Origin of the sequence: Limnoglobus roseus (assembly GCF_008254045.1) — a bacterium.
GTDB classification, from domain to species: Bacteria; Planctomycetota; Planctomycetia; order Gemmatales; family Gemmataceae; genus Limnoglobus; species Limnoglobus roseus.
The window spans coordinates 5368374-5394347 of sequence record NZ_CP042425.1 but is presented as its reverse complement, the minus strand read 5'-3'; the positions used below and the strand labels follow the sequence as shown (position 1 = coordinate 5394347).

21 protein-coding genes and 1 pseudogene are annotated in these 25974 nt (G+C 70.4%); 13 read left to right on the top strand and 9 right to left on the bottom strand.

The window, feature by feature from the left end; genetic code table 11:
- Positions 1–30 precede the first annotated feature (30 nt).
- The 7 genes and pseudogenes from PX52LOC_RS22690 to PX52LOC_RS22665 form a co-directional block, all read right to left on the bottom strand.
- A complete protein-coding gene (locus PX52LOC_RS22690) occupies positions 31–879 on the bottom strand; it encodes a DUF6744 family protein (protein WP_149112235.1) in 849 nt (282 codons plus the stop codon).
- A gap of 32 nt (positions 880–911) precedes the next feature.
- Entirely contained in the window at positions 912–1907 is a 996-nt protein-coding gene (locus PX52LOC_RS22685) for an AAA family ATPase (protein WP_149112234.1), read from the bottom strand.
- Positions 1908–2408: 501 nt separating this feature from the next.
- Positions 2409–2696, bottom strand: a complete 288-nt coding sequence (locus PX52LOC_RS42770; RefSeq protein WP_168218710.1) for a hypothetical protein — start codon at positions 2694–2696, stop codon at positions 2409–2411.
- A 157-nt stretch (positions 2697–2853) separates the two neighbouring features.
- A pseudogene (locus PX52LOC_RS44025) lies at positions 2854–3024 on the bottom strand (ArsR/SmtB family transcription factor); the annotation flags it as partial.
- Positions 3025–3334: 310 nt separating this feature from the next.
- Positions 3335–3577 carry a hypothetical protein gene (locus tag PX52LOC_RS22675; RefSeq protein ID WP_168219146.1) on the bottom strand — a complete coding sequence of 81 codons (243 nt, stop codon included), beginning with the start codon at positions 3575–3577 and terminating at the stop codon, positions 3335–3337.
- A gap of 263 nt (positions 3578–3840) precedes the next feature.
- Positions 3841–4191, bottom strand: coding sequence for a hypothetical protein (locus tag PX52LOC_RS22670; protein WP_149112232.1), 351 nt, complete (start codon positions 4189–4191; stop codon positions 3841–3843).
- Between the two features lie 59 nt (positions 4192–4250).
- On the bottom strand, positions 4251–4826 hold the full coding sequence (locus PX52LOC_RS22665) for a GNAT family N-acetyltransferase (RefSeq protein ID WP_149112231.1): 576 nt from the start codon (positions 4824–4826) through the stop codon (positions 4251–4253).
- A 378-nt stretch (positions 4827–5204) separates the two neighbouring features.
- On the opposite strand from PX52LOC_RS22665, the gene PX52LOC_RS22660 reads away from it, so the two are divergent.
- The 3 genes from PX52LOC_RS22660 to PX52LOC_RS22650 all read left to right on the top strand — a co-directional run bounded on the left by PX52LOC_RS22660 (position 5205) and on the right by PX52LOC_RS22650 (position 9335).
- Complete coding sequence (locus PX52LOC_RS22660) at positions 5205–5420, top strand: PepSY domain-containing protein (protein WP_149112230.1); 216 nt, start codon at positions 5205–5207, stop codon at positions 5418–5420.
- 30 nt (positions 5421–5450) lie between these two features.
- Positions 5451–5786, top strand: coding sequence for a response regulator (locus PX52LOC_RS22655; protein ID WP_218575136.1), 336 nt, complete (start codon positions 5451–5453; stop codon positions 5784–5786).
- Between the two features lie 903 nt (positions 5787–6689).
- Positions 6690–9335: a PAS domain S-box protein gene (locus PX52LOC_RS22650; protein ID WP_149112229.1), complete on the top strand. Its 2646-nt coding sequence runs from the start codon at positions 6690–6692 to the stop codon at positions 9333–9335.
- 264 nt (positions 9336–9599) lie between these two features.
- Here PX52LOC_RS22650 and PX52LOC_RS22645 read toward each other — a convergent pair whose 3' ends face one another.
- The gene (locus PX52LOC_RS22645; RefSeq protein ID WP_246173442.1) at positions 9600–10856 is read right to left on the bottom strand and encodes a pilus assembly protein TadG-related protein; all 1257 of its coding nucleotides are present in this window, start codon (positions 10854–10856) and stop codon (positions 9600–9602) included.
- Positions 10857–11207: 351 nt separating this feature from the next.
- Between PX52LOC_RS22645 and PX52LOC_RS22640 the strand changes: the two genes are divergently transcribed.
- On the top strand, positions 11208–17963 hold the full coding sequence (locus tag PX52LOC_RS22640) for a Calx-beta domain-containing protein (protein ID WP_149112227.1): 6756 nt from the start codon (positions 11208–11210) through the stop codon (positions 17961–17963).
- 96 nt (positions 17964–18059) lie between these two features.
- On the opposite strand, the gene PX52LOC_RS43415 is transcribed toward PX52LOC_RS22640, so the two are convergent.
- A complete protein-coding gene (locus PX52LOC_RS43415; RefSeq protein ID WP_261345033.1) occupies positions 18060–18185 on the bottom strand; it encodes a hypothetical protein in 126 nt (41 codons plus the stop codon).
- A gap of 120 nt (positions 18186–18305) precedes the next feature.
- On the opposite strand from PX52LOC_RS43415, the gene PX52LOC_RS44020 reads away from it, so the two are divergent.
- The 9 genes from PX52LOC_RS44020 to PX52LOC_RS22595 all read left to right on the top strand — a co-directional run bounded on the left by PX52LOC_RS44020 (position 18306) and on the right by PX52LOC_RS22595 (position 25790).
- The gene (locus tag PX52LOC_RS44020) at positions 18306–18635 is read left to right on the top strand and encodes a GmrSD restriction endonuclease domain-containing protein (RefSeq protein WP_149112226.1); all 330 of its coding nucleotides are present in this window, start codon (positions 18306–18308) and stop codon (positions 18633–18635) included.
- 275 nt (positions 18636–18910) lie between these two features.
- Complete coding sequence (locus PX52LOC_RS22630; RefSeq protein ID WP_149112225.1) at positions 18911–19117, top strand: hypothetical protein; 207 nt, start codon at positions 18911–18913, stop codon at positions 19115–19117.
- Positions 19118–19162: 45 nt separating this feature from the next.
- Entirely contained in the window at positions 19163–19672 is a 510-nt protein-coding gene (locus tag PX52LOC_RS22625) for a DUF2924 domain-containing protein (protein WP_149112224.1), read from the top strand.
- A complete protein-coding gene (locus tag PX52LOC_RS22620) occupies positions 19669–21252 on the top strand; it encodes a recombinase family protein (RefSeq protein WP_149112223.1) in 1584 nt (527 codons plus the stop codon). Before PX52LOC_RS22625 ends, PX52LOC_RS22620 begins: the two co-directional genes overlap by 4 nt.
- Positions 21249–21674 (top strand): hypothetical protein, encoded by a 426-nt coding sequence (locus PX52LOC_RS22615; RefSeq protein WP_149112222.1) that lies wholly within the window; start codon positions 21249–21251, stop codon positions 21672–21674. Before PX52LOC_RS22620 ends, PX52LOC_RS22615 begins: the two co-directional genes overlap by 4 nt.
- Positions 21675–21778: 104 nt before the next feature.
- Positions 21779–22570, top strand: a complete 792-nt coding sequence (locus PX52LOC_RS22610) for a hypothetical protein (protein ID WP_149112221.1) — start codon at positions 21779–21781, stop codon at positions 22568–22570.
- Positions 22563–24659 carry an adenine nucleotide alpha hydrolase family protein gene (locus tag PX52LOC_RS22605; protein WP_149112220.1) on the top strand — a complete coding sequence of 699 codons (2097 nt, stop codon included), beginning with the start codon at positions 22563–22565 and terminating at the stop codon, positions 24657–24659. The genes PX52LOC_RS22610 and PX52LOC_RS22605 overlap by 8 nt, the downstream gene beginning before the upstream one ends.
- A 185-nt stretch (positions 24660–24844) precedes the next feature.
- Positions 24845–25177: a hypothetical protein gene (locus PX52LOC_RS22600; RefSeq protein ID WP_149112219.1), complete on the top strand. Its 333-nt coding sequence runs from the start codon at positions 24845–24847 to the stop codon at positions 25175–25177.
- A gap of 103 nt (positions 25178–25280) precedes the next feature.
- Positions 25281–25790, top strand: coding sequence for a sigma factor (locus tag PX52LOC_RS22595; RefSeq protein WP_149112218.1), 510 nt, complete (start codon positions 25281–25283; stop codon positions 25788–25790).
- The last annotated feature ends 184 nt before the right edge of the window (positions 25791–25974 follow it).

Sequence of the window (25974 nt, the reverse complement as noted above, 5' to 3'; positions counted from 1 at the left end):
CGTGGTGACGGTGGTGGCAAGGGGATCGGGTTACACGCCGACGGCCGCCGCCGGCTGGGCGGCCAGCAACAGCGTGGCGGTGGCGGCGGCCTGGTCGGCGGCGTCGACCGCCCGGTGCAACTCGGCCAGGCCGACGGACAGCAGGTCTTCGTAGAGGAGGACCTTGTCCCGGAGGTTGTGGGCCTGCTGCCGCCGCGTCTCCAGCGCCCGCGGGCCGAGGTCGCCGGCGGCGACCTCCTCGGCGATCCGGGCGGTGGCGGCCTGGACCTCGCCGACGACGGCGTCCCGGACGGCCCGGACGGCGTCGGCGTCGAGGCGGTGGCGGATCAGGTACACGGCACTCGGCCGCCCGTCCGACGCCCCCTCCACCGCTCTGGCCACCGCCGCCCTCGCGTCGAGCTTGTGCCCGGGCACCCAGTACACGGCCCCCGTCGGCCGCAGCCGCGTGCCGCCGAGGGACTCCACGACCTTGACCAGGCACGCGGACAGTTGGGCGGCGGGGATGCGGCCGGCGTGCCGGCGGAAGGCGGCGTTGACGGCCGCCGCCCGGTCGTCGAACGGGTCGTACTCGACGGTGGCCAAGGCGGCATCGCGGACGCGGGCGACCAACGCCGTGGCGTACGCGTTCGCGTGCTTGCCCCGCTCCTCCTTGACGACGGTGAACCCGTCGCGGTCGGCGAGCGGGCGGATGAGCACCCGCGACCCGCCGAGGGCTTCTTCCAGGGCGTCCTTCAACACGCCGGCCGGCGGCCGCGGGTCGGGGACGAACGCGTCGAGGCCGAGGGGGAGCAGACCGGCGCGGAGGCGGTCGCGGTCGGTGAACGCGGCGGCCGTCCAGAAGGCGACGGCCCCGCCGGTGTCGAGGCAGGATTCGATCATGGCAATCTCGGTTGGGGAATGAAGGGGAAGAGTTAGGCGGCGAGGAACAGGCCCTTCGTCCGGGCCCGGGCGATCCACTGCTGGACGACGGACAGCGAGGCGAGCGCCGGCTTTACGGCGAGGACGTCGCGGAGGGCGAGGAGGGCGAACTCGTCGGGCAACCGGAGGGCGTACTGCACCAAGCCGTGCACCGGGGCCGCGTCGGCCCGGCACTTCTCGGCGATCGCCCCGACGAGGGCGTACAGGACCGCCGGCTCGCGGGGCACGGCCGTGGTCTCCGGCTGCTTCCCGAGGGCGTCGAGGTCGGGGAGCTCGCGGTACAGTTGGAGAAACCCGACGAACTCGGCCGCCGGGCCGTCGCCGACGCACCCGGCGACGACCCGGTGGAGCAGGTCGGCCGGCGTCCCCGTCAGGACGTCGGACACGAACTGCCAGCTCCGGGGCGTCGGGAACGCCCGCGGGCTCGCCACCGGGTCGAGCGGGGCGAGCAACGCCGGCCGGTACTGGAGGAACGCCCGGACTTCCGGGGCAACGCCGCTCGCGCCGGCCCACGCCTGCCAGTCCCCCGGGTCGACGTCCAGGTCCAAGTGGACGAACCGGTTCAGGAGGGGGGTGATGAGGCGGTGCGTGCCCGCCCGGTCGTCCTGGCGGTTGCTCGCGGCGACGACGGCCCACCCGGGCGGGAGCTCGTACTCGCCGACCTTCCGGTCGAGGACGAGTTGCAGGCACGCGGCCTGGACCAGGGGCGGGGCCTGGGCGAGCTCGTCGAGGAACAGGACGCCGTCGCCGGTGCGGGGGAGGAACGCCGGCGGGCACCACTCGGCCCGGTCCTCCGTGACCTTGGGCAGGCCGCGGAGGTCGACCGGGTCGAGGAGGGTGGCCCGCACGTCGACGAGCTTCACCTTCAGGGCGTCGGCGGCTTGTTTGACGACGCTCGACTTGCCGCCGCCGGGCGGCCCCCACAGGTACACGGGCCGTCGGGTCGGGATCAGGGCGGACAGGGCCTTCGAAACGTCACGCGGTCGCATGGGTCACCTCACGTCGGAAAATGGAGCCGCCCCGGCGGAAGGCCGGGGCGGGGGCGAGCGGGCCGTCGCCGAGGGGTAACGCCCCCGGTCAGAGAGAGGTGACGCAAACGGGGTGACAATTAAGCCGGAACGGCCGTGGTCGCGTCGGGCGGAGACCGGCGTAACGGGAGCGGTCGGCGGAGGGCGTGTGACGGTCGACCGAGCCGCCGGCCGTTAACCGGCGGGTCGTAGGTTCGAATCCTACCGGAGGAGTTCGTCAGGCCGGTCGCGGAACTTTGGACCGGCGGGTTAACGGAAACGGCCGAGAGTATGAACTCTCGGCCGTTCGCATTTCCCGGCTTGTTTCCAAGCCTTTCGCGCATTTATCAAGTCTCGGCCAGAGTCTCCGGTTCGCAAAACGCAATCGAGGGTGCGAGGCGAAACGCTTGGGTTCGTCTCGCACCCCGAGACGAACGGAGAAAAACTCTCGACGTCTCCAGTTAACAGCCCCGCTGGTTAACACTACTCCGTTAGAAGCAGTGAGCGTTGGTCGCGATAGTAGGAGCAATCGAATTTCGCCAACGGCACGAGCAACCGTTGGAGGGCACGGCGGATGCCGGGCACGGTCCGCGGCGGTATACCCCCCTTTCCCGAGCCGGTCGGCTCGGGTTGCGGTCGCGCCTGTTCGAGCAGCGAGAACCCGTACGCCCGCTGCACCATCGCCGCGTGGTGATGGAAGCCCTGCCAGCTCCGGCCATCGAAGTGATCCAACCCCAACTCCTCCTTCATCGGCTGGTGCCCCTGTTCCACCCACCTCCGCTACTTCCACGACCGCACCGCCGCCCGCCGCGGCGCCCCCGGCCGGCCGGTCGGACAACGCGAACGTGAGCACGCCGTCGGGTTGCTCCTCGACCAATGGCCAGATCGGCTCGGGGCGGACACGCATCCCGTGCTGCCCGGCCGCCCTCAGAAAGCCGAGGTGGTGCGAGACCGTCTGGAACGGCATGCGGAGGCGAGTCGCCAGCTCGCCCACGGTGGACGGCCGGGCCGCGATCGCGTCGACGAGGTGCAGGCTCGCGGGGTTCGCCCGGGCCGTCAACTTCGTGGCGTGGGCGCGGGCGACTTTGTGCTCAGTCATGGCTCGGGCTGGAGGAGGAAGGTGATCGGGCAATCCCCTCGACATGACACGCCGGCCGGGGTAGAGCAAGGACAATGCGGTGACGATTGTCGGACAATCGTTCCCTTCACCCGGACGATCCGATCCTCTTTACCCCACCGCCTCACCGCGGCCCCGGCGACGGGGTTCGACCTAGCGCCACAGTCGTGGTACGCGGCGAGTGCCAAGCGGGTAACGTGCCCGTGAACTGCCGCAGCCCGCTCCCCGCGTCCAATCTGCCGGGACGAACGGGTTGAGGGCTTGTGGACTGGCCGGCATCACCGGCGACCACTCACTCCTCGTGGACCTTGATCCGATTCAGAGTCGCCGCACCGTTCGCCGACGGGGGCTCCAGCGGGTCGAATGGGAGCGGGTGGGGGATGTGCCACATCGGGTTGCCGAGGATGCGAACTTCCGACGACTCGACGTGGATGACGTCGCCGGTCGCGTCCAGGCGGACGACCCAGATCGTGTTGATCGACGGGCCGTAGTCGATCAGAAAGTAGGCGAGGCCGCCGCCCTTGGGCGTCTCCACCCAGATCTCCGGGTCGATTCGGTGTATGGCGGTCATGAGTGGGCCGAGCGAGGGTAGGCGAATGCAAATCTCGGCAGGAAGCCAGCAAGTCGTGTGCCTACATCCTCTCGGCCCACTCGATCGGAATGCGGAACAAACGTCAAACCCGTACAGGGCTGGCCGAGCTAGGGGGCAACGCACGGGCCGCTAAATCGCGTCCGTCCCGAAGCCCTCCTCGCATGAACACACCCACTGCCAGCCGGGTACGATGACGCCGAGGCACGTCAAACAATACGGCGTCGGGTCGTACTTGTTCGGAGTAGTCGGCTTACCGCCGCAGGCGGGGCAATGCGACGCCGCCCCGTGATGGTGGTCAGGGTCGCGGAGGGCAACTCGGCGAGTTGTTCCATCTGTCGCTCCAACTCTGCAATCCCGTCCGGGATGTGCGGCTCGTCGGCGAACCGATTTGTGGCCAGCCAGCGGAGGGCCGCGAACGTAGGCCGCACCACCTCGGCCATGAACCGCCGGGCCCCGGCCGCCGACAAGGTGATGCGGTTGCAGTAGTTGAGGATCAGGTCCTCCTGCCTTGACGCGGCGAACACGTGTGGGGTCCGTGGGTGGTCAAGGTCCAGCATGAGCAACTCCTCAGAAGCCAGCCTTCGGTACCGTACCTGTGGCCTGAGCGGGAAGAGGGTCAGGGTGCCGGTTGCGGCGTATCGCCTTGTTCGGCGGACCTCTCTCGCTCCGACAGTACGAGCGAGTACAACGCCTGGTCCGTGACCCGGCCGCCCTTGATCGCGCTCTGCCGGAGCACCGCGTCGAGGGTGAACCCGGCCTTCTCCAGCACCCTCCGGGACGCCGCGTTCCTTGCGAACGGGAGGGCGAACAGCCGGGTGAACCCACCGCGATCGCAGACGTGATTGACCAGCGCGACCAGGGCGGCGGTCGCCAGCCCTCTGCCCCAGTGCGGCTCGCCCACCCAGTACCCGACCTCGGCGCTCACCCGCTCGACGTCCCGGCCGGGGACGTACCCAGCGCTGCCGACCAGGACCACGTCGCACACGACCGCCAAGTGTGTGACGGGCGACTGCGCATTGGCCAACGCCACCCACCCCCGCCCGGCCTCCGTCGTGTACGGGTGTGGGAAGGTGTCCCGCAGTTGATCGGCCAGTCGCCGGCTGCCCGCGAGCCGGACCAACTCCGGCACGTCGGCTTCTTGCCACGGTCGCAACCGCACTCCGCTGGCGATCCGCCCTTTGCCGACTGTCATAGTTTGACCTCGGCCGGCGGACCCGACACGAAAAAACAGACCACATCGGGATGCCGGCACCGGATGAGGTTACTTCTTCGGGGCGGGTTGCACGAAGTGGAGGGAGCGGGTCCATGCCCTCGGACCCGCCCCCAGCGCCCCCGGCCAGGACCGGCCGAGGGGACGCAAGCGGTATAGCCAGGACAGAGGCGGCGGTGTCGGGAGTCTCCCCATTCTGATTGGGAGGCGACCGCGCCGGCGTTTCCCGGAACTGCGGCCGTTCGAACAGCGGCCCTCATCGCGGCCGGCGTCAGTAACTTCCCGACAGGCGGCGGCATGGGACGGGCTAGGAAATACGGGAGACTCGCCCGCCGATCCGTCGCCCGTGGGAGCGGAAGCATGTCCGTCGAAGAAGCACTCGCCTACGCCCGAGAACGGTGGGGCCGTACGGCGTTCGCCGAGATCACCGTCCGGGACGGGGTCGAGGTGTACGAAATCGGGGTGTTCAGTTCGTCCGGGCACACCCGGTACGTCCACGGCGTCGGCCACTCGTGGGAGGAGGCCGTGCGGGTGGACCGCGTCCTCGAAGGCTGTGACCCCCGGCAAGAACTCTGACCGACTGAGCGATCGCCCCGGAGGTCTGTCGTGGACAACAAACACTCGCCGCGGTTCGTCCTCGTCGTCGACGACCACGCCGACGCTGCTGACTCCATGGCTACCTTCCTCAGTCTCCACGGGTACTGCGTCCGGACTGCGTACGGCGGCCGGGACGCCCTCCGATCGGCGGCCGAGGCCCCGCCCAACGTCGTCCTCCTCGACCTCCTGATGCCCGGGATGAACGGGTGGGGCGTGGCCGAGCAACTCGCCGTCACCGGCAACGCCCGTGATCGCTGCCGTCACCGGCCATGCCGACGACGCCCACCGGACCCGGTCGGTGTGGGCGAACATTTCGTTCCACTTCGTCAAGTCAGTCAACCCTAACGTGATCCTCGACCTCCTCGCCTGGGCTGACCGGGCGAGAAACGAGCGCCTTAGGCCGGCCCACTCCCCTTGACCTACGACACTCATCGCCAGCGATGCTGCTCGGCCCCACCATAGGCCCGGCGTCCTCCTCGCGGCTCACTCGTCGCTCGCGTCCGCGGCTTTCTCGGCCGGGCCGGCGTTTGGCGGCCCAGTCGTGCTCGCGGTCGGCGGGTTCAGTCCAGCCCAGTCCTGCCGGCTCTCTTCGTCCCGCTTGCGGGTGTCTTGGTTTTTTTCGAGGGTCCATGGTCATCTCCGGGTAAGGGGAAAGGGCTTCCTCGAAGAGTGGCAAAGTGTGTGCCCGTTGCTTGAGGCACCTCAGGTAGAACACGCCGAGGGTTCATTCCCCATGCCAGCTCACGCTTTGCGGTCGACCGAAGTGCGGTGCGTCCTCAATCCCGACTCACGGGGGTACCTTCTTCTCCGTCCGCTTCGCCCGCACGGCGCTCCGCGTACGGCCGATCCGTGCAGCTATTTCCCTGCCCGGTATCGTCCCGAGCATGGCGAGTTCCTCGATCGCCCACCCCGTCTCAACCCAACGATCCGGCGGACTCAACCCGATCCGCAAGCCGTGTCGTTCGTGGTGTTACACTCGGCGGCCGTCCAGACCTTCCCCCTCAGGGTCCGCCTCGGCGGGCGACGCCGCGAGACCCGCGATTCGTGACCCTTCAGTGACCTGATTGCGATTCCGTGGCGAGAATTCTTGGACGGCCCGGCTTTCTCCGATTTTCCCGACTCCGGGCGAGTGCCACCGGGGTAGAAGTGTGGAATGTAAGTTGCATTAACTGTGAGAACGTTGTTCTCACTGCTTCGATCGATTCTGGCCCTGGCGAATCTTAACGAGACCGTGCAGGAAACCGCCACATGGCACAACCGCAGCCGTTCACGATCCTGTGCGTCGACGATAGCGAGGACAACCGTCAATCGTCGGCCGTCTTGCTGGAGTTGGCCGGCTATCGAACCCTGGAAGCCGGCACCGGGGCGGAAGCCTTGCGGCTCGTCGCGGGGGCCGATTTGGTCCTCCTCGACGTCCGCCTCCCCGACGTGAGCGGTCTGGAAGTGTGTCGGCGGATCAAGGCCGATCCCGCGACGGCTCTGGTCCCCGTCATTTTACTCTCCGGCGTCTTCACCCGCAGCGACGACAGGGCGGACGGGTTGGAGGGGGGAGGGGATGCGTACCTGACCAAGCCGGCCAAGCCGCGAGAACTGCTCGGCCAGGTGAAGGCCCTGTTGCGCGTCCGGCAGGCCGAGCGACGGGCGTCCGAGTCGCTCGCGTTGTTGGACACCTTGTTCGAAAACGCCCCCGTCGGGCTCGGGTTCATCGACCGATGGTTCCGGTACGTCCGGGCGAACACCGCCCTGGCGGCCGCCGCCGGCATCCCTGCCGCCGAGATGGCCGGCCAGACGGTTTCCGCCGTCGTCCCTGACCTGTGGCCGCACGTCGAGCCGATCTACCGGCGAATCTTGAGCGGCGACCTCTCCTCGTCGAGCCAGGACGTCTTCGGCGAGACGCGGGCCAGGCCCGGACAGGTCCGGCACTGGCTGGCCAGTCACTACCCGGTCGCCCTCGGCGGCGAGGTGCTCGGCGTCGGCACGATCGTCCACGACGTCACCGACCGCAAGCAGACCGAGGACGCGCTGCGGTTGCGGGACCGGGCGATCCAGGCGGTCGACGCCGGCGTCATCATTACCGACGCCCTCCAACCCAATAACCCGATCGTCTACGCCAGTCCGGCGTTCGAGCGCGTCACCGGCTTTGTCGGGGAGGAAGCGATCGGCCGGAATTGCCGCTTCCTCCAGGGGCCGGGCACGGACCCCCTCGCGGTGGCCGCCCTCCGGGACGCCGTCCGGGAAGGAAGGTCGTGCGACGTCGAGGTGCTAAACTACCGGAAGGACGGCACGACGTTCTGGAACCAAGTGCTCATCTCCCCCGTCCGGGACGACGCCGGCCGACTGACGCATTTCGTCGGGGTCCAGACGGACGTGACGGCGCGCAAGACCGCGGACGAGTCACTCGCCCGCCTGGCGGCCATCGTCCAAGGGTCCCGCGACGCGATCTTGAGCACGACCCTGAGCGGGGTGATCACGAGTTGGAACGACGGGGCGGCCAAGATGCTCGGGTACGCGGCCGCCGAGGTCGTCGGGCAGCACCAGTTGCTCCTCGCCCCGCCGGACAAGGCCGACGACATGGAAAGCGCGCTGCGGCGGGTCGGCCGGGGCGAATCCGTCCCGCCCTTCCCGACGGTGTGGCTGGGGCGGAACGGCCGGCCGGTCGACGTGATGGTCAGCGTCTCCCCGATCCGGGACCGCGACGGGCGGGTCGCCGGGGCGTCCAAGGTCGTTCAGGACATCACGGGCGTGCGGCACCTGGAGGACCAGTTGCGGCAGGCGCAGAAGATGGAGGCCGTCGGCCAACTCGCCGGCGGGGTGGCCCACGACTTCAACAACCTGCTCACCGTCATCACCGGCTATACCGAACTCATCCTGGAGGACCTCCCCCCGGACAGCCCGACGCGGGACCTGCTCGTCGAGATCCACAAGGCCGGCGTCCGCTCGGCGGGGTTAACGCGGCAACTGTTGGCGTTCTCCCGGAAACAGGTCCTCACGCCGAAACTGCTCGACCTGAACGAGGTCGTCCGGGAGACGGAGAAGATGCTGCGGCGGGTGATCGGCGAAGACGTCCGCCTGGGGGTCGACCTACAACCGCACCCGGGGTGGGTGCTGGCGGACCAGGGGCAACTCGAGCAGGTGATCCTCAACCTCGCCGTCAACGCCCGGGACGCAATGCCGCGGGGCGGCGGGCTGACGATCACCACCCGCACGGCCCCGGCGGACCACGGCGGGGCCGGCCCGCGCTCCGGCCCCGCCGTGGTCCTATCGGTGGCGGACACCGGCGTGGGCATGACGGACGCGGTCAAGGCCCGGATCTTCGAGCCGTTCTTCACCACGAAGGCGGTCGGGCACGGGACCGGCCTGGGGTTGGCAGTCGTGCACGGGGTGGTCGCCCAGAGCGGCGGCCGCGTCGAGGTGGACTCCGCCCCGGGGCGGGGCACGGTCTTCCGGATTTTCCTCCCCCTGGCGGAACAACCGGGGGGGCAATCGGCCGGCCGGTCCGGCGTCCGGGGCATGGCACGGGGGACCGGAACCATTCTGGTCGTGGAGGATGAGGCCGCCGTGCGGGCCTTGACCCGGCACATCCTCCAGGCGGCTGGTTACTCGGTCCTGGAGGCCGCGGACGGCGAGGGGGCCGTCCGTGTGGCGGCCGGGCACCCGGGCACGATCGACGTGCTGGTGACGGACGTGGTCATGCCGGGGGCCGGGGGGCGGGAGGTCGCGGATCGCCTGCGCGGCCTGCGGCCGGGCCTGAAAGTGCTGTACCTGAGCGGCTACACGAGTGACGCGGTCATCCGGCACGGGATCGAGACGCACAAGGTGAACTTCCTTCAGAAGCCGTTCTCCCCGGCCGCCCTCGCGGCCAAGGTCCGCGATGTTCTTGATGGGAATCGATAAGGAGTTCACGCCGGACGGGGTGACTTCGCGGCCGGACACGTTCGGAGCGAGTCCAGATCTTGCCCGCAGGTTCGATCCGAACGAGTTTCACTCCGAACCGCTCTTGCCGGTTGGCGACCCGAGCACGCCACCGGTCGACCGAGGTGGCCGAGGACTTGTGCGAACGGCCACGAACGCAACTTGTTGCGGGCTACCCAAGTCGAAGGGGCTGGCCGGGCCGGACTGCTAGCGTCCACCGTCGCCTGACGACCCAGACGGCGGTCGTCACTCGACGAGCCGCACGTCCGGCACCTTGGGCGCGTTCTGCGTCCCCAGGTCGATCGTTACCCCGCCGATCCCGCCGACCGTCAGCGTGTCCACGACGTACGCCCCGCCGAGGATGTCCAGGCCGATGGCCACGCTCCCCGTCAGCGTCACCGCCGCCGATGCCGCGTAAATGACCCCGGTGATCGTCGTCAGGCCGAGGCCGGTCAGCGAGATCGGCTGGGCCAGCCCGCGGTGCTGGAAGAAGTTCAGCCCCTGGTACGTCCCGGACAACGGGGCCGTCATGACGACCTTGCCCACCCCGCTCACGGAGATCGGACCCGCCGGGTACGTCGGGCTCGTCGTGTTGTACACCATCGTCCCCAGTCCCGCGACCGTCGCCAGACCGTCCACGCGGAAACCGCCCCCCTCCATAACGTACACGCCGGGCTGCATGACCACGACGGACAGGCCGGTGATCCGGATGCCGCCCTTGTACACGCCCGGCTGGAGGGTGTAGATGAGGCCGTTCAGGGTCAGCGGGGTGGCGCTCCGCACGGGCATGCCGGCCGTGTCCGGGACGGGCAGGAAGGCGAGCGGGTCGTACGTCGGGGGGACGCCCGTCCGGGCCTTGGTCGTCACGGCGAGGAGGCCGGAGTTGTCGATCCCGCCGGTCACCTTGATCGGGGCGAGGGACAGCCAGACGAGGCTCGAGTTGACCAGCGCCCGGGGGTGGTTCGAGTTCACGACGAGGGGCCGGGCGACGAGGGCGAACGCCGCCGCCGTGCTGGTGAACGCGCCGGCCTTGGTCCGGTTCAGGGCGATGATCCCGAACTTGAGCGGCTCGCCGCGGCCGACGGCCCGGGCCGACACGGCGGCCGCCTCGGCGGTGAAGACCCGGCCGAAAGTCGCGTCGAGGGTGGTGGCGATGGACACCTCGGCGTGCCCGGCCTGGCCGGCGTACGGGCCGGACGCCGGCGGGATGGTCACGGTGACGGTGGGCGCCGGGTACCCGTTCGCGGCCGCCACCTGTTCGGCCGCGGCCCGCGCCGTGCCGGCCGGGTCGAGGCCCTTGTTCGCGGAGAAGTGCGCGTACAGGTCGGCGCCGGCGGCGAGGGCGGCCGCGTCGGCCGCCGCCTGGGCCCGGCGGCGCTCGTCCATCGTCCGCCCGCCGTCGAGGTTCAGGGCGACCACGCCGATGAGGACCGGCAGGCAGATGGCAACCTTGGCGAGTACGGCCCCGGGCCGGTTGGGCCCCGACGAATTCTTGACGAGCACGCTTCGAGTCACTCCCGGCGGGAAATAGAAACCCGAGTCTAGTTCCCGAGGGGTCGTGCCCATGTCAGGCAAAGTCCGAATCTTCGGCGCGTGGTGGCGAAAGGCTCACGCAAGCGAGGCCACTACCACATTTGTCCCTCGCACGAACTTCCGATTGCCGAATTGGATGGGAACCTATTTCTCTGGCCACTCCCGGTGCTCCGCGGCCGGCTCGAATTGGGGGTCCCCCTGACATCCCGGCGAAATGGGCACTCTAAGGTACTGGGTTGAATCGTGACCGGCCGCGCGTCTAGCGCCGCGGACGGGATACGACCCACCCCTTGTCTCACCGCCGACGACGGAGAATATTTGATGAGCCGTTCATCCCGCAAACTTGGATCCAACCGCCGCATCGCCAAGGGCCGGCGACCGGCATCACCGTTCGCCGAGTTCATGGGCGGGCTCGAGGAGCGGCTCACGCCGGCGTTCAGCCCGACCGGGCTGCTCTCCCCGACCGCGGCCGGCACGGAGGCGGTGGCCGAGGTCGCGGCCGGCACGCGGCTGGCGAGCGTGAACACCGGCGACAGTGCCCTCTTGAACGGCCTGCTCACCAACCTCACCGGGACCGGGTCGGGCGTTTCCTTGTCAGCCGTCGACTATAGCGGTCTCGTGGGCGGCGAGGTGAACCTCGGCAGCGTACTAGACAACCTCCGGGCTCAACTCTCGCTCGCGACGCCGGAACAAGCCCTGACCGCCAACGTTAACCTGAGCCAACTGCTGACGGCCGCGGCCACCGCGGCCCAAGCCGACGGGAACGTGGCCGTCGCGTCGTCGCTCGGCACCCTCGCCACGAACCTCGGGTCGTTGACCGGCACCGTCCGCCTCGGTGACATGTTCAACATCGACCTGCCGGCGGGCGGCTACAACCAGGCGAGCGTGAACGCCCTGGACTTGCTCACCGGCGGGGTGCAACTGTTCAACTTCCAGAACGTGGTCGCGACCACGGCCCCGGTCTCACTGTCCGGCGGCGTCCTCGGGCTCGGGGGGGTCCTGAACTCGGTGTCGCTCCAAGCCGTCGTGGTCGAGCCGCCGGTGTTCGCGGTCGGCCCGGCCGGGACACAGTTCTCTTCGGCCGGCGTCCGACTCAAGTTGGACGTGGACCTAGTCGACCTCAATCCGAACACGTCCGGCCTTGTCGCGGCGCTCTCGGGCTTGGGGAACGTGACCGCGTCTTTGACCCTCGGCCAAATCCAACTGTACGCGGACATCGCCCGCGGGGCCGGGACGATTCAGGCGATCGACTCGATCAGCAGTGCCGTCACGATCCGATCGACACCGGGGGTCGCCAACGTCTACCTGGGCGACGTGTCCGACGCCTTGCTCTTCAACCGGTCCCATGCCATCAACCCAGCCGCCGACATCGGATTCGGCACGGTCGGCAGCCTCAACCTCCGGGTGGCCGTGCCGATCATCGGCACGGTACTGGCGAACGTGTCGGCCGGGGTGACCGTCCGCTCGACGGCCCTCGGGGTCGCGGCGGCACCGGCGCTGAACACCTTCTTCGCCCCGTTCCCGGGGTCGGCCACCGTCGGAGCGGGCAGCGGGGTCGTTGCGAACTTCCTCAGCTCGCTCACGGCTTATCTGCAAGTCGCCCTGTCCGGGAGCCTCGGGGCGTTGCTCAATCCCCTGGTCAACGGCACCATCCTCCCGATCGTGCAGCCGATCGTCGGGGGCGCCCTCTCCCCGGTGCTGGGCACCGTGTTGACGGGCGTGGTGGACCCTGCCCTAAGCGCCCTCGGCGTCGGGATCGGGGAAATGGACGTGGCCGTCCTCGGCGCCGACCTGCCCGACGACGTGCCGACGGTGTCCGTCGGCGACGTGACGGCGGCCGAAGGCAACGGCGGGACGGCGGCGAGCTTCACCGTGACCCTGTCGGCGGCTAGCACCCGGACGGTCACCGTCAACTACGCGACCGCCGACGGCACGGCCACGGCCGGCTCGGACTACGCCGCCGCGGGCGGGACGGTCACCTTCGCCCCGGGCGAGACGTCGAAGACGATCACCGTGGCGATCGTCGGCGACACGACCGACGAGCCGGACGAGACGTTCTCGGTGCACCTGACCGGCGCGACGAACGCGGCCGTGGCCACGGCGGTCGGCACCGCCACCCTCACCGACGACGACCCGCCGCCGGCCGTGAGCGTCGGCAATACGGCCGCGGCCGAGAATGCCGGCCTTCCCCCGGTCATGACCTTCACCGTCACCCTGTCCGAAGCGAGCGCGAAGACGGTGACCGTCAACTACGCGACGGCCGACGGCACCGCACTCGCGGTGGTCGACTACGTCCCGACCAGCGGAACGCTGACGTTCTTGCCCGGCGAGACGTCGAGGACGGTGACCGTCTTCCTCATCGGCGACACGCTGATTGAGTCCGACGAGTCGTTCACCCTGACGCTGAGCGGCCCGTCGAACGCCACGCTCGGGACCGCCACCGGGACGGGCACGATCGTCAACGACGACACGGGCGTGGCCGTCGCCGTCAGCCCGGCCGCGGTGGCCGAGGACGCCGCCACCGGGATGGCCTTCACGCTCACCCGGACCGGGGTCACGGCCGGCCCGCTCACCGTGGTGTTCACGGCCGGCGGCCTCGCGGCGTTCGGGGTGGACTACGCCGTCTCCGGGGCCGATTCCTTCACCGCGGGGTTGGGGACGGTCACCTTCGCCCCCGGCTCCGCCACGGCGGTCGTCACGGTCACCCCGACGGCGGACGGCGTCGTCGAACTGAACGAGACCGTCAGCCTCACGGTTCTCCCCGGCATCGGGTACCAGCCGACGGGCGTGGCCGCGACCGGCACGATCGTCAACGACGACACCCCGGGCGTTCTCGTCGTCCAGAGCGGCGGCACGACCGCCGTCACCGAAGGCGGGGCGGCCGACACGCTGGCCGTGTCGCTGACGTCGCAGCCCCTGACCGCGGTGACGATCACGCTCTCGACCGGCTCCCGCATCACCGCCGGGCCGGCCGTGCTGACGTTCACGCCGGCGAACTGGAACGTCCCGCAGGCGGTCACGGTGACCGCCGTCGACAACAACGTGTACGCGGGCCCGGCCGCCGACGCCGTGGCGTTCACGGTACTGAGCACCGACCCGAGCTACCTCGCCGTGACGGCCGCGTCCGTCCCGGTGGCCGTCACCGATAACGAGACCGTGCCGACCGTGTCGGTCGGCAACGCGACGGCCGTCGAAGGCGGCGTCGCTCTGTTCACGATCAGCCTGTCGCACCCGAGCGAGACCGCCGTGACCGTGCGGGTCAGCACGGCCGACGGCACGGCCACGGCCGGCGTGGACTACCTGCCCGTCGCGAACCAGTTGGTCGCCATCCCGGCCGGCCAGACGGCCGCCACGTTCGCCGTCGCGGTGCCCGGCGACGGACAGTACGAACTGACCGAAGCGTTCTCCCTGGCATTGTCCAGCCCGACCGGTGCGACCCTGGGCACGGCCACCGGCACCGGCACGATCACCGACGACGACCCGGTGCCGACGCTGTCGATCGCCGGGGCGACCGTGAACGAAGCGACCGGCACCGTGACGCTGACCGTCACGCGGTTCGGGGCGTCGAACGTGGCCACGACGCTGAGCTACACCACCGCCGACGGGACGGCGGTCGCGACCGGGCCGGGCGTCGGCCGGCCGGACTACGCGGCCACCAGCGGGACGCTGTCGTTCGGCCCGTCCGCCGGGGCCGATACGCGGACGATCACCATCCCCCTCGTAAACGACGCGGTGCGGGAAGGGACCGAGCGGTTTTTCGTAAACCTGTCGAACGCCACCGGCGCCACCGTGGCGAACGGCCAGGCGGTGGTCAACGTGATCGACGACGACCCGCTGCCGAACCTGTCCGTGGCGAACGTCGTAACGACCGAAGGGGCCGGTAGCGTGACGTTCACGGTCACCCTGACCGGGGCGACCGACTCGCCGGTGACCGTGGCCTACGCGACGGCCGACGGGACCGCGGTCGCCACCAGTCTTCTCGGCACGCCCGACTACGTGGCGACGAGCGGCGTCCTGACGTTCAACCCGGCGGCGGCCGGCATGCAGACCCTGACCGTCACCGTCCCGCTCGTCGCGGACCCGACCCGCGAGCCGACGGAGGCGTTCTCGCTCTCCCTGTTCGCCCCGACGAACGCCACGCTCGGCGCCGCCACGGCCACCGCGACCGTCGCCGACGACGACAACGCCCCGACCGTGAGCGTCGGCAACGGCACCGTCGCCGAGTCCACCGACGGGCCGGCCGTTTTGACCTTCACCGTGACGCTCTCGGCGGTCAGTGAAGAGACCGTGACCGTCGATTACGCGACGGTCGACGGCACCGCCCTCGCCGACTCGGACTACGAGGCGGCCCGGGGGACGCTGACGTTCCTGCCCGGCGAGACGACGAAGACCGTCACGGTGTCGGTCTACGGCGACTTCGAGGACGAGGCCGCTGAAACCCTGGCCCTGACGCTGAGCAACCCGACGAACGTCACGCTCGGCACGGCGACGGGCACCGGAACCATCACCGATGACGACGCCGCCCCCGTCGTCACCATCGCGAACGCGAGCGCGGCGGAGGGCAACGGCGGCTCGGTCGCGATAACCTTCACCGTGAGACTGTCGGCCCCGAGCGGCCAAATGGTGACCGTGGACTACGCGACGGCCGACGGCACGGCCCTCGCCGGCAGCGACTACACCGCGGCGAGCGGCACCCTCACCTTCGCCCCGGGCGAGGTCAGCAAGACGCTGACGGTGACCGTTCGGGGTGACGCCCTGAACGAGGGCGCCGAATCCTTCAGGGTGAACCTCGGCAGCCCGACGAACGCGACGGTCGGGGCGGCCTCGGCCACCGGCACGATTCAGAACGACGACCCGCCGCCGAGCGTCAGCGTCGCCGCCGCCACGGCGACCGAGGGGGACGTCGGCACGGCGGTGATGACCTTCACCGTGACCCTGTCCGCCGCCAGCGGCCAGACCGTGACCGTGAACTACGCCACGGCCGACGGCACCGCCGCGGCCGGGTCGGACTACACGGCGACCAGCGGCACGCTCACGTTCGCCCCCGGCGAGACGTCGAAGACTGTTTCCGTCACCGTCCGTGCGGACGCCCTGAACGAGGCCAACGAGACGCTCGCCCTGACGCTCAGCGGCCCGACGAACGCCACCTTGGGCGCCGCGACGGCGGCCGGCACGATCCTCGACAACGACCCGCGACCGACCGCGACCGTCGGGGCGGTAACGGCCGTCGAAGGGACGACCGCCGCGTTCACCGTGACGCTGTCGGCCCCCAGCGGTCAGACCGTCACGGTCGGGTACGCGACGACCGACGGCACCGCCCGGGCGGGGTCGCGGTACACGGCTGCGGCCGGCACCCTGACGTTCGCCCCGGGCGAAACGTCCAAAGTTGTCCCCGTCTCCATCGCCGCCTCGGCGGCCGCCGAGGCGGACGGGACGTTCACCCTGACGCTCGGCAACCCCACGAACGCGACGCTCGGGGCGGCCGCGATGGCCACCGGCACGATCGTCAGCGACGACGTGCCGACCGGCGGGGCCGACTCCTACCCGGCGACGGAAGGCCGGCCGCTGGTGGTCGCCGCGCCGGGCGTGCTCGCCAACGACGTGACCGGCACGGTCGGCCGCGTCGAACTCGTCGCCGGGCCGCTGCACGGCACGCTCGCCTTGTCGCCGAACGGCGGGTTCACCTACACGCCGGCCGCCGACTACAACGGCCCGGACGCCTTCACCTACCGGGCGATCAATTCGAACGGCCCGTCGGCCCCGGTCACCGTGGCCCTGAGCGTGGCGGCCGTCAACGACGCCTTACGTGTCACGGCCGGGCCGGACGTCTCGGTCCCGTTCGCGGGCGGCCCGCAGACGGTCGCGAACTGGCTGACGGGCACGACCGACGAGTCGGGTCTGCCACTCACGATCACCGTGACGGCTGACAACCCCGCCCTGTTCGCGGTGCAACCGTCGATCGATTCGGCCACCGGCACGCTGACGTTCACGCCGGCCCCGCTGGCGTCCGGCACCACCGGCGTCACCGTAACCGTCAACGACGGGTCGACCGTCCAAACGGAAACCTTCCGGGTCACGATCGCCGTCCCATCGCGCGTCAACCAGAACCAGTTCGCCTTGGTGGCCGTCGGGTCCGGCCCGGGCCGCGACGACGGTGTGACGGTCTACACCCCGGACGGCAAAGTGGCGTTCAGCGTCGCCGGCGACGGCCAACCGGGCGGCACCCGGGCGGCCGTCGGCGACTTGGACGGCGACGGCTCGGCCGACGTGGCGACCGTGGGCGGGCCGGGCCGGGCGGCGGTCGTCTCGTTCGTGAGCGGCGCCACCGGGGAGACGATGCGGACGGTCACCCCGTTCGAATCCTCGTTCAAGGGCGGGGCGTTCGTGGCGGCCGCCGACGTGAACGGCGACGGGGCGGCCGACGTGGCCGTCAGTGCGGACACCACTGGCGGCCCGCGGGTCGTCCTGTACGACGGCCGGACGGGCGACGTGATGGCCAATTTCTACGGGATCGCAGACGCGGCGTTCCGCGGCGGAGCCCGTGTCGCATTCGGCGACGTGAACGGCGACGGGATCAACGACCTGATCGTGGCGGCGGGGACCGGCGGCGGCCCGCGGGTGGCCGTGTGGGACGGGGCGTCGCTCCGCCCGGGCGGCACCCCGACGCGACTGGCGCCCGACTTCTTCGCGTTCGAACCGACACTACGGGACGGCGTGTTCGTGGCCGCCGGCGACGTGAACGGCGACGGCCGGGCCGACATCATCGTCGGCGGCGGCCCGAGCGGCAGCCCGCGGGTGCAGATCTTCGACGGGGCCGCGTTGACGGCCCCTCAGCCGACCATAAGCGTGGTAGCCAACTTCTTCGCCGCCGACCCGTCCATCCGTGCGGGGGCTCGGGTGACGGCGAAGGACGTGGACGGCGACGCCCTGATCGACGTGGTCGTCGGCGTCCCGAGCGCATCCGGGGCGGTCGTGAAGACGTACCTCGGCAAGGACCTCCGGCCGGGCGTCACCCCGTCGGCCCAGGCGACGTTCGCCCCGTTCGCCGACGAACTCACCGGCGTGTACGTGGGGTGAGTTCCCGCCAAGTGGGCGAACCAGTGGCGGTCGAAACTGGCCGCGTGTGCGGAGGTCGACTTGGTCCCGGCGTGGGCACCAAATTAGCTCCGGCACCTACAGGGGACGGAGGTGCGGAAGGTGTTCGGGCTGGAGGCCGCACAGGTGCTCCTCGGCCACGCCGGGGCCGGCGTGACCCAGGTGTAGGCCGAGCGGAACTTCGACGCATAGAATCGAGAACATGGCAAACGTCATCCGGCTGGTGGAACACTCGCGGGACCCGGAGGCTGTGTTGTCCGACCCGTGCTTTCATTACGACGCACAGTCGTTCCTGGGGCGGTGGACGGGGCCGTCTATGGGCGAATGTTTACCCGCTACTTCTTGATGAAGCTTGACTACCTCGACCAAGACCACTCTCACAAAATGTCCTCTGAAACGTTGTCCGTGGATCACGTGTTGTCTCAAAACCCGGCCGCGGACAGCAGCTGGCGGAAGGATTCCGATGACGGCTTTCGGGAAGAATGGGCCGATCGCCTGAGGAACCTCGTCCTCATCAGTGCGAAGAAGAATTTTCTGCCCAAGGGCGAGCAGATTACTCAACGCAGAAAGCCCGTTATTTTAGCAAGAGCATCACGACGTGCCCGAATTCATTACGGGTTTTGCAGAACTCCGAGTGGACGCCGGCGCAGTTAGAGGCCAACCATGGGGAAGTTCTTGATCGCCTCCAGTCGCACTACGCGATCAGAAAAGAGTCCATCAGTTGACCTACACTGACCGCTTCTAACCTCAACACCAACGACGCCGACGCTTCAATTCATTCGTAGGAGAACGATGTCGAGAAATTGGGTCCTTTTTTGGTTCATCTCGTCCGCGTTTCGCGAAGTAAATAGATAGGGGGCCGTTCGCGCCCCCGTCAGCTCGCCGGCCGCGTCGCGGAGGTCGCTGGAATCATCCACCCGGAGGTTCCCGTGCGACCCGACCTCGACCCCGCCCTCCTCACCCCCGACGACCGGCTCACCGAACTCGCCGCCATCCTCGCTCGCGGCCTCATCCGTCTCCGGGACAAGGCCGCCCTCACGCCACACCAGACTTCTGCCACGCAGATAGTCGCAGAATCCCGCGATTCTGCCGTTGCGGTCCCGCCCGACACGTGGCTCACTGTCCACACCGGTTAACGGACCGGAGACGGCCCCATTCCACACGACCCAGGAGACTCCCCGATGGACCCCAGTCCCACGATCGCGCAACAACTCGCGGCCCTGCCCCGGCTGACGGTCAAGGACCTGCAACGCCGGTACGCCGACGTCTTCGGCGACGAGACGCAGGCGCGGAACAAGGCGTGGCTGGTCAAGCGGATCGCCTGGAAGGTCCAGGCCAACGCCCACGGCGGACTGACCGACCGGGCCCGCGCCCGGGCGGCCGAACTGGCCGCCCGGGCCGAGCTCCGCACGACCATCCCGGCGAAGCGACCGACGCCCGCGCCGCCGGCGGCCCCGGCCGAGCCGGAGATGAAGACGCTCCCCTTCCCGGCCGACCGCCGGCTGCCCCCGCCCGGGTCCGTCCTCACCCGCGCGTACAAGGGCCAGACGCTTCAGGTCCGCGTCCTCACCCACGGGTTCGAGCACGCCGGCCTCGTCTACCCGTCCCTCTCCGCCGTCGCCAAGGCGGTCACCGGCAGCCACTGCAACGGGTACCTGTTCTTCCGGCTCACGAAGGGCGGTGACGCATGACGAAGCGAGCGAAGGCCCCGGCCGACACCCTGCCCGTCGTCCGGTGCGCCATCTACACCCGTAAATCGAGCGAGGAGGGGCTCAAGCAGGAGTTCAACTCCCTCGACGCCCAGCGGGAGGCCGGCGAGGCGTACGTCCGCAGTCAGGTCGGCGAGGGGTGGACGTGCCTCGCCGAGAGGTACGACGACGGCGGGTTCACCGGCGGCAATACCGACCGCCCCGGCCTCCGCCGCCTCCTCCACGACATCGCCGCCGGTCGGGTCGACTGCGTCGTCGTGTACAAGGTCGACCGCCTGTCCCGGTCCCTCCTCGACTTCGCCGAGATGATGCGGACGTTCGAACAGCATCACGTCGGGTTCGTCTCGGTCACCCAGCAGTTCAACACGGCGAGTTCGATGGGCCGGCTCGTCCTCAACGTCCTCCTCTCGTTCGCCCAGTTCGAGCGGGAGATCGTGAGCGAGCGGACGCGGGACAAGATCGCGGCGACGCGGCGGAAGGGGAAGTGGGCCGGCGGGTGGCCCGTCCTCGGGTACGACGTCGACCCGCAGGGCTTCAAGCTCCGCGTGAACGACGCCGAGGCCGACCGCGTCCGGGCCGTCTACGCCCTGTACCTGGACCGCGGGTCCCTCCTCCCCGTCGTCGAGGAACTCGCGTCGCGGGGCTGGCTCAACAAGCGGTGGGAGCTGCGGAAGGGCGGGTTTAAGGGCGGCGGCCCGTTCACCCGCACGTCCCTGTACGGCCTGCTCACCAACCCCGTGTACGTCGGCAAGGTCCGGTACAAGGACGAAATCCACGCCGGCGAGCACGCGGCGATCGTGGACCCGGCCATCTGGCAGCGAGTCCAGGCCCACTTGGCCGGCAACGGGCGGGGCGGCGGGGTCAGCCGCGGCGGCCCCGCCGCGTTGCTCCGAGGCGTCCTCCGGTGCACGGCGTGCGACGCCGCCATGTCCCCGACGAGCACGACCAAGGGGAGCAAGTCGTACCGGTACTACACGTGCACCGCGGCCGCGAAGAGGGGGTGGAAGACGTGCCCGGCCAAGTCCGTCCCCGCCCACGCGATCGAGCAGGTCCTCCTCCGCCAGGTCCGGGCCATCGGCACCGACGTCCGGCTGCGGGCCGAGGTGTTGGGCCAGGCCCGGGCCCAGGACGAGGCGCGGACGGCGGAACTCGCGACGGAGCAGAAGGCGTTGGAACACGACCTGAGGGGGTGGCACGGGGAGCTCCGGCACCTATCCGGCCTCCTGCGGCCCGGCAACGGGAACGAGCCGGTCATCCGCCGCCTCGCCGAACTCCAGGAGCAGATCGCGGCCGTCGAGGGCCGCGGCCGGGCCGTCCGCGACCAACTCGCGGCCGTCGGCCGGAACCTCATCGCCGACGACGACGCGGCGACCGCCCTGTCCGTGTTCGACCCCGTCTGGGAGGCCCTCAACCCTAGAGAACAAGCCCGGGTGGTCAACCTCCTGGTGGAGGCGGTCGGGTACGACGGCGGGCGGGGGAAGGTGACCATCCGGTTCCGCCCGGCCGGCGTGCGGACGCTCGCCCGGGAACTGGCCGACAAACGCGAGGGGATGCGGGCATGACCGAGAACGGCGTATTGACCGTGGAGTGCGACGTGCACGTCGACCGGCGGGGCCGGGGGGCGCGAAAGGAAGTGCGGCCGGGCCCGGACCCGCGGCGAGACCAGCCACCGGGCCGGGTGCCGCGGGTGAGCCGGTGGATGGCCCTCGCCATCCGGTGCGACGAGTTGATCCGCGACGGCGTGGTCGACCGGTACGCCGACCTCGCGGAACTGGGCCAGGTGAGCCGGCCGCGGGTGACGCAGATCATGAACCTGTTGGGCCTCGCCCCGGACATCCAGGAGGCGGTGCTGTTCTTGCCGCGGACGACGGTCGGCCGCGACCCGATCCTCCTCCGCGAACTCCAGCCGATCGCGGCCACGCTCGACTGGGGGCGGCAGCGGAAGATGTGGCGGGCGTTGAACCGCCACCACGACCGAACGTGACGCGGTCGGAATCTGTTCAAAAATTCACTACCGACATCGTGCCATCGGTCGGCCGTCTTTTAGCATTTCCACCTTCCACACTTCCGACCTTCGAGTACTCCGCCATGGGCCACCAGGAGCCCCCGCCACTGTCCCTGTCAAAGCCGTGGCGAGAGATCGTCCACCTCATCCACCTCGGGGCCGGCCCGGAGCAGGTGGCCAACGCCGTCCTCCGGGCCCTCCGGGCCGGCCTCGGCTTCGCCGGCCGGGACCCGGCCGTCGTCGAGAGCGTTTGGCTCCTCCTCCGCATCCCCGGGGCGGCCCGGGCCGACGACTTCGGCGACGCCCTTCGCGACCTCGGGCTGGGCGTCGGCGACGCCCCCGACCTCTTCGACTTGGCCGCGGCCGTGACCGCCCAGGTCGACGCCCGGACGCCCGGCAACCGCGGCCGGACCGACCTCGGCGAGATGGCCCAGTGCGCCATCGCCGAAGCCCTCACGGCGTACGTCGGCGGGCAAATGGACAACCTGTTCGGCCCGTCGGCGGAGGACACCCGGCACCACCTGGCCCGGGCGGCCACGCCCAAGCACGTCGGCGAGCTGGCCCGCGACTTCTACGCCCGGTTCTTCGAGCGGGCCCTCGGGTACGTCCTCGACCGCACCCTCCCCGACCACGTCGGCCCGAACCGCCGGTTCGCGTCCCTGGCCGACCAGGCGGCGTTCCGGGCGGCCCTGCACGTCCACTGCCACGAGATCGCGCGGGTCGTCGAGCGGTACTCGGCCGAGTGGTTCTCCAAGACTCGGGTCACCCTCGACGGGCCGATCGACCGGGCCGCGGCGAGCGACTACGCCAGTTACGGGTTCAAGAAGATGCTCGACGCCCTGTCCCGCCAGGCGGAGGCCGCGGCCCATGCCTGACACCACCCTCGTCCACTGCGGCCGGGACGCCCGGCCGGCGGTCGACCACGTGTCGCTCCGGTTGGGGGCCCGCCGCGACGGGACCGACGCCAACCTGTTCCTCGACGTCGAGCGGGTCCACCGGGCGTTCCTGAAACCAATCCCGTCCGTCGACCGGGACCTGATGGAGGTCGCCGCGTACGTGTTCGCCGCCGACCAGGCCGTCCCCCGCGGCGGCCCCGGCCTACCCGCGGACGGCGAGTTGGGCGCGGGGTGGCGGCGGCGGTTCTGCTACCACGTCCCGGTCCGCAACCCGGACGTCTGGCGGTCGGCGGCCGTGACCGACCTGCTCACCGCGACCCTCGGCTTCCTGTCCGACGACGAGTACGAGTTCCACTTCCGGCCGCTCGCCCCGGACGCGGACTTCCAAGGGACGGTCCGGTTCGACCGGGCCCCGTACGACGGGCTGATCGACGAGGTCGCCCTGTTCTCCGGCGGCCTGGACTCGCTCGCCGGGGCGGTTGACGCGGCCGTCGTCCGCGGCCGCAAGGTCCTCCTCGTCAACCACCGGACGAACGCCAAGGTGTCCGGCCGGCACCACCAACTGCTGGCCGGCCTGGGGGACCACGCGCGGGCGTGCCGGCCGGTCCACATCCCCGTCTGGCTGAACAAGGAGAAGGAACTCGGCCGGAGTTCACTCCAGCGGACCCGGTCGTTCGTCTACGCCGCGGTCGCCGCGGCCGTGGCGAGACTCGTCGGCCACGACCGCGTTTGGTTCTACGAGAACGGCGTGGTCGGCCTCAACCTCCCGCTGTCCGCCCAGGTCGTCGGCGGCCGGGCGACGCGGACGACCCACCCGCGGGTGCTGAACGGGTTCGCCCGGCTGTTCGGCCTCCTGACCGGCCGCCCGTTCGCCGTCGAGAACCCGTTCGTGTGGGACACGAAGGCGGACGTCGTCCGGCGGATCGCGGCCGCCGGGTGCGGGCCGCTGATCGAGTTCTCGTCGAGTTGCGTCGAGACGTGGGGGCGGACGGTCGAGCACCCGCACTGCGGCGCGTGCTCGCAGTGCGTCGACCGGCGGTTCGGCGTTCTCGCGGCCGGGCAGGCCGGGCACGACCCCGGCCGCCGGTACGAGGTCGACCTGTTCACCGGCCCCCGCGGCGAGGGCAAGGCCCGGCACACGCTGGCCGGGTACCTGGCCCGGGCGGAAGAAGTGCGGCAGGACGGCCCGGCCGGGTTCTTCCGCCGGCACGGCGAAGTCGGCCGGGTGCTGGCGGAGTTCCCGGGCGCGCCGGCCGCGGTCGCGGCGAGGGTGTACGCCCTGTACCTGAAGCACGCCCGGGAGGTCCAGGCCGTCCTCCGGCAGGGACTGGCGGCGGCCGCGCCCCGGCTCGACGACCGGTCCCTGGACGCCAGTTGCCTGGTGCGGCTCGTGGTCGATCCGCAATCCGCCCCGCCGCTCCCGTCGCCGCCGGCCGGGCCGCGGAACGTGATCGCCCGGCGGGGGCGGGGGTGGTTCATCCGGTTCGCCGGCGGGGAGGGCCTCTTCTACCCGGACGACCTCGGGTTCTGGTACCTGGACCACGTCCTCCGCACCCCGGACGTGGTCGTCCCGACCCAGGACCTGGACGCGGCCGTGCGGGGCCGGCAGGCGGCGATCCGTCAGCGCGTCCGAACGCTGATCGCCGTCGCCGAGCGGGCGGCCGGGTTCGCTGAGGGGTTGGGCTCGGACGACGCCTTCGACGGCCGGACCCGGGACGAGTTGCGGGCCGCCCTGGGGACGATCGCGACCCTCTTGGACACGTACGCCGGCGACGGCCCCGACCGGCTGGAGGTGGTCGACGAACTCCGGGCCCGGCGGGCGGCGATCGAGGCGTACTTGCGACAAGGGACGCGGATCGGCGGGAAGGTCCGGAAGCTGACCGACCCGGTCCACCGGGTCCGGGACCGGGTCGGGAAGGCGATCCGGCGGGCCGTGGCAATGATCGCCGACGAAGACCGGCCGTTAGGAGCCCACCTCCGGGAACCGTTCCTCACCCTGGGCAACACCGTCTCGTACCGGCCCCCGACGGGGACGACGTGGTCGGCCGTCTGGACCACGGCGTCGTAATTTTTTGGCTTGCGACACGCCATGTCGCAGGTGCGACACGCCACGTCTCGCCTTGGTTGCACAAGGCACAGCCCGGCGAGCCACCCAGCCCGCCGCCCTCGGGGCGGCGAACCACGCGGTCGACCAAGCCTTCCTCTCGCCGGGACCCGTCGACTCGCGTTCGCGTCAAAGACGCCGGTCCCACCATGACGAAATTCGTGTCCAAGGCCGACCTGTCCCCGGCCCGCGGGCGGCTCGTCGAGCTGTTCCAGGAGCTCAACTTCGGCCGCATCCACTTCCTCCACATCCTCGGCGGCGAACCCGTCCTCCTCGACCCGCCCCCGCGGGTCGTCCGCGAGATCAAACTCGGCGGCGACAATACATGCCGCCGCGAGCGGGCCCTCGGCCACTTCCTGTTGAAAGCCCAACTCGTCGAACTGTTCGACCTCTTCGACCGGATCGGCGACGGCGTCGTCGAGCTGATCGAAATTAAGAACGGTTTGCCCTTCAGAATGCTAATCCCCGAGCTCGTCAGCTAACCCTCCGCCGTTTCCCCTTCCTTCCGACCCTTTCGCCGGCCGCGTTGCGGGGGCGGACCCGTGCGGGTTCGCTCGTCCCGAACCGGCCGGGAGGATCACGCTCGTGCCCGCACCGTTGACGGAATCCGCGTTCGCCCGCCGGCTCGTCCGCGCGCTGGCCGGCCGCCTCGCCGCCCGCCGCCGCCTCCGCACGTGGGACGGGGACGATGTCGCCCAGGAAGTCCTCCTCCGGCTGCTGACGACCCGGCGGGCGTTCGACCCCTCGCGGGGCGCGTTGGAGGCGTTCATCGCCCTGGTCGTGGACCGCGTCGTCGTCGACTTACATCGCCGGCAGGCGGCGGCGAGGCGGACGGCGAGTGTGCGGTCCCTGCCAGACGTCGGCGAGATTCACCTGGTCGATCCCCGCGACCCGATCCCGGCGATTGACCGGGCCCTCGACGTGGCCGCGGTCCTCGCCCGCCTCCCCGGAGACCTCCGGGCCGTCGCCGAACTTCTGAAGTCCGAATCATTTACGGCGGCGGCCCGGGCGCGGGCCGTTTCGCGGGACACGCTCCGACGACAGGTCCGCGATCTCCGCCGGGCGTTCGAGCGGCACAAGGCGCGAGATTCTTGAAGAATCCCGCACCACTTCGTCCACGCTTTGCGAACTTTACTCATAGACCCCTCGATCACGCGCCGAGCCGAAGGCAACCGCGTGATGGCACACCGGACGTGACCCACGTCCCGAACCATCACGGTGACCCTGTGGCCGATTCCATTCCGCCCCTGACCCCGATCGACTTCGACGCCCCGCCCGC

Bases quoted from the DNA above. Each gene is read 5' to 3' on its own strand.
- PX52LOC_RS22690 (WP_149112235.1), bottom strand. From the start codon at position 879: ATGATCGAATCCTGCCTCGACACCGGCGGGGCCGTCGCCTTCTGGACG.
- PX52LOC_RS22685 (WP_149112234.1), bottom strand. From the start codon at position 1,907: ATGCGACCGCGTGACGTTTCGAAGGCCCTGTCCGCCCTGATCCCGACC.
- PX52LOC_RS22670 (WP_149112232.1), bottom strand. From the start codon at position 4,191: ATGCTGGACCTTGACCACCCACGGACCCCACACGTGTTCGCCGCGTCA.
- PX52LOC_RS22665 (WP_149112231.1), bottom strand. From the start codon at position 4,826: ATGACAGTCGGCAAAGGGCGGATCGCCAGCGGAGTGCGGTTGCGACCG.
- PX52LOC_RS22660 (WP_149112230.1), top strand. From the start codon at position 5,205: ATGTCCGTCGAAGAAGCACTCGCCTACGCCCGAGAACGGTGGGGCCGT.
- PX52LOC_RS22650 (WP_149112229.1), top strand. From the start codon at position 6,690: ATGGCACAACCGCAGCCGTTCACGATCCTGTGCGTCGACGATAGCGAG.
- PX52LOC_RS22640 (WP_149112227.1), top strand. From the start codon at position 11,208: ATGAGCCGTTCATCCCGCAAACTTGGATCCAACCGCCGCATCGCCAAG.
- PX52LOC_RS43415 (WP_261345033.1), bottom strand. From the start codon at position 18,185: ATGTTCTCGATTCTATGCGTCGAAGTTCCGCTCGGCCTACACCTGGGT.
- PX52LOC_RS44020 (WP_149112226.1), top strand. From the start codon at position 18,306: ATGTTTACCCGCTACTTCTTGATGAAGCTTGACTACCTCGACCAAGAC.
- PX52LOC_RS22625 (WP_149112224.1), top strand. From the start codon at position 19,163: ATGGACCCCAGTCCCACGATCGCGCAACAACTCGCGGCCCTGCCCCGG.
- PX52LOC_RS22620 (WP_149112223.1), top strand. From the start codon at position 19,669: ATGACGAAGCGAGCGAAGGCCCCGGCCGACACCCTGCCCGTCGTCCGG.
- PX52LOC_RS22615 (WP_149112222.1), top strand. From the start codon at position 21,249: ATGACCGAGAACGGCGTATTGACCGTGGAGTGCGACGTGCACGTCGAC.
- PX52LOC_RS22610 (WP_149112221.1), top strand. From the start codon at position 21,779: ATGGGCCACCAGGAGCCCCCGCCACTGTCCCTGTCAAAGCCGTGGCGA.
- PX52LOC_RS22605 (WP_149112220.1), top strand. From the start codon at position 22,563: ATGCCTGACACCACCCTCGTCCACTGCGGCCGGGACGCCCGGCCGGCG.
- PX52LOC_RS22600 (WP_149112219.1), top strand. From the start codon at position 24,845: ATGACGAAATTCGTGTCCAAGGCCGACCTGTCCCCGGCCCGCGGGCGG.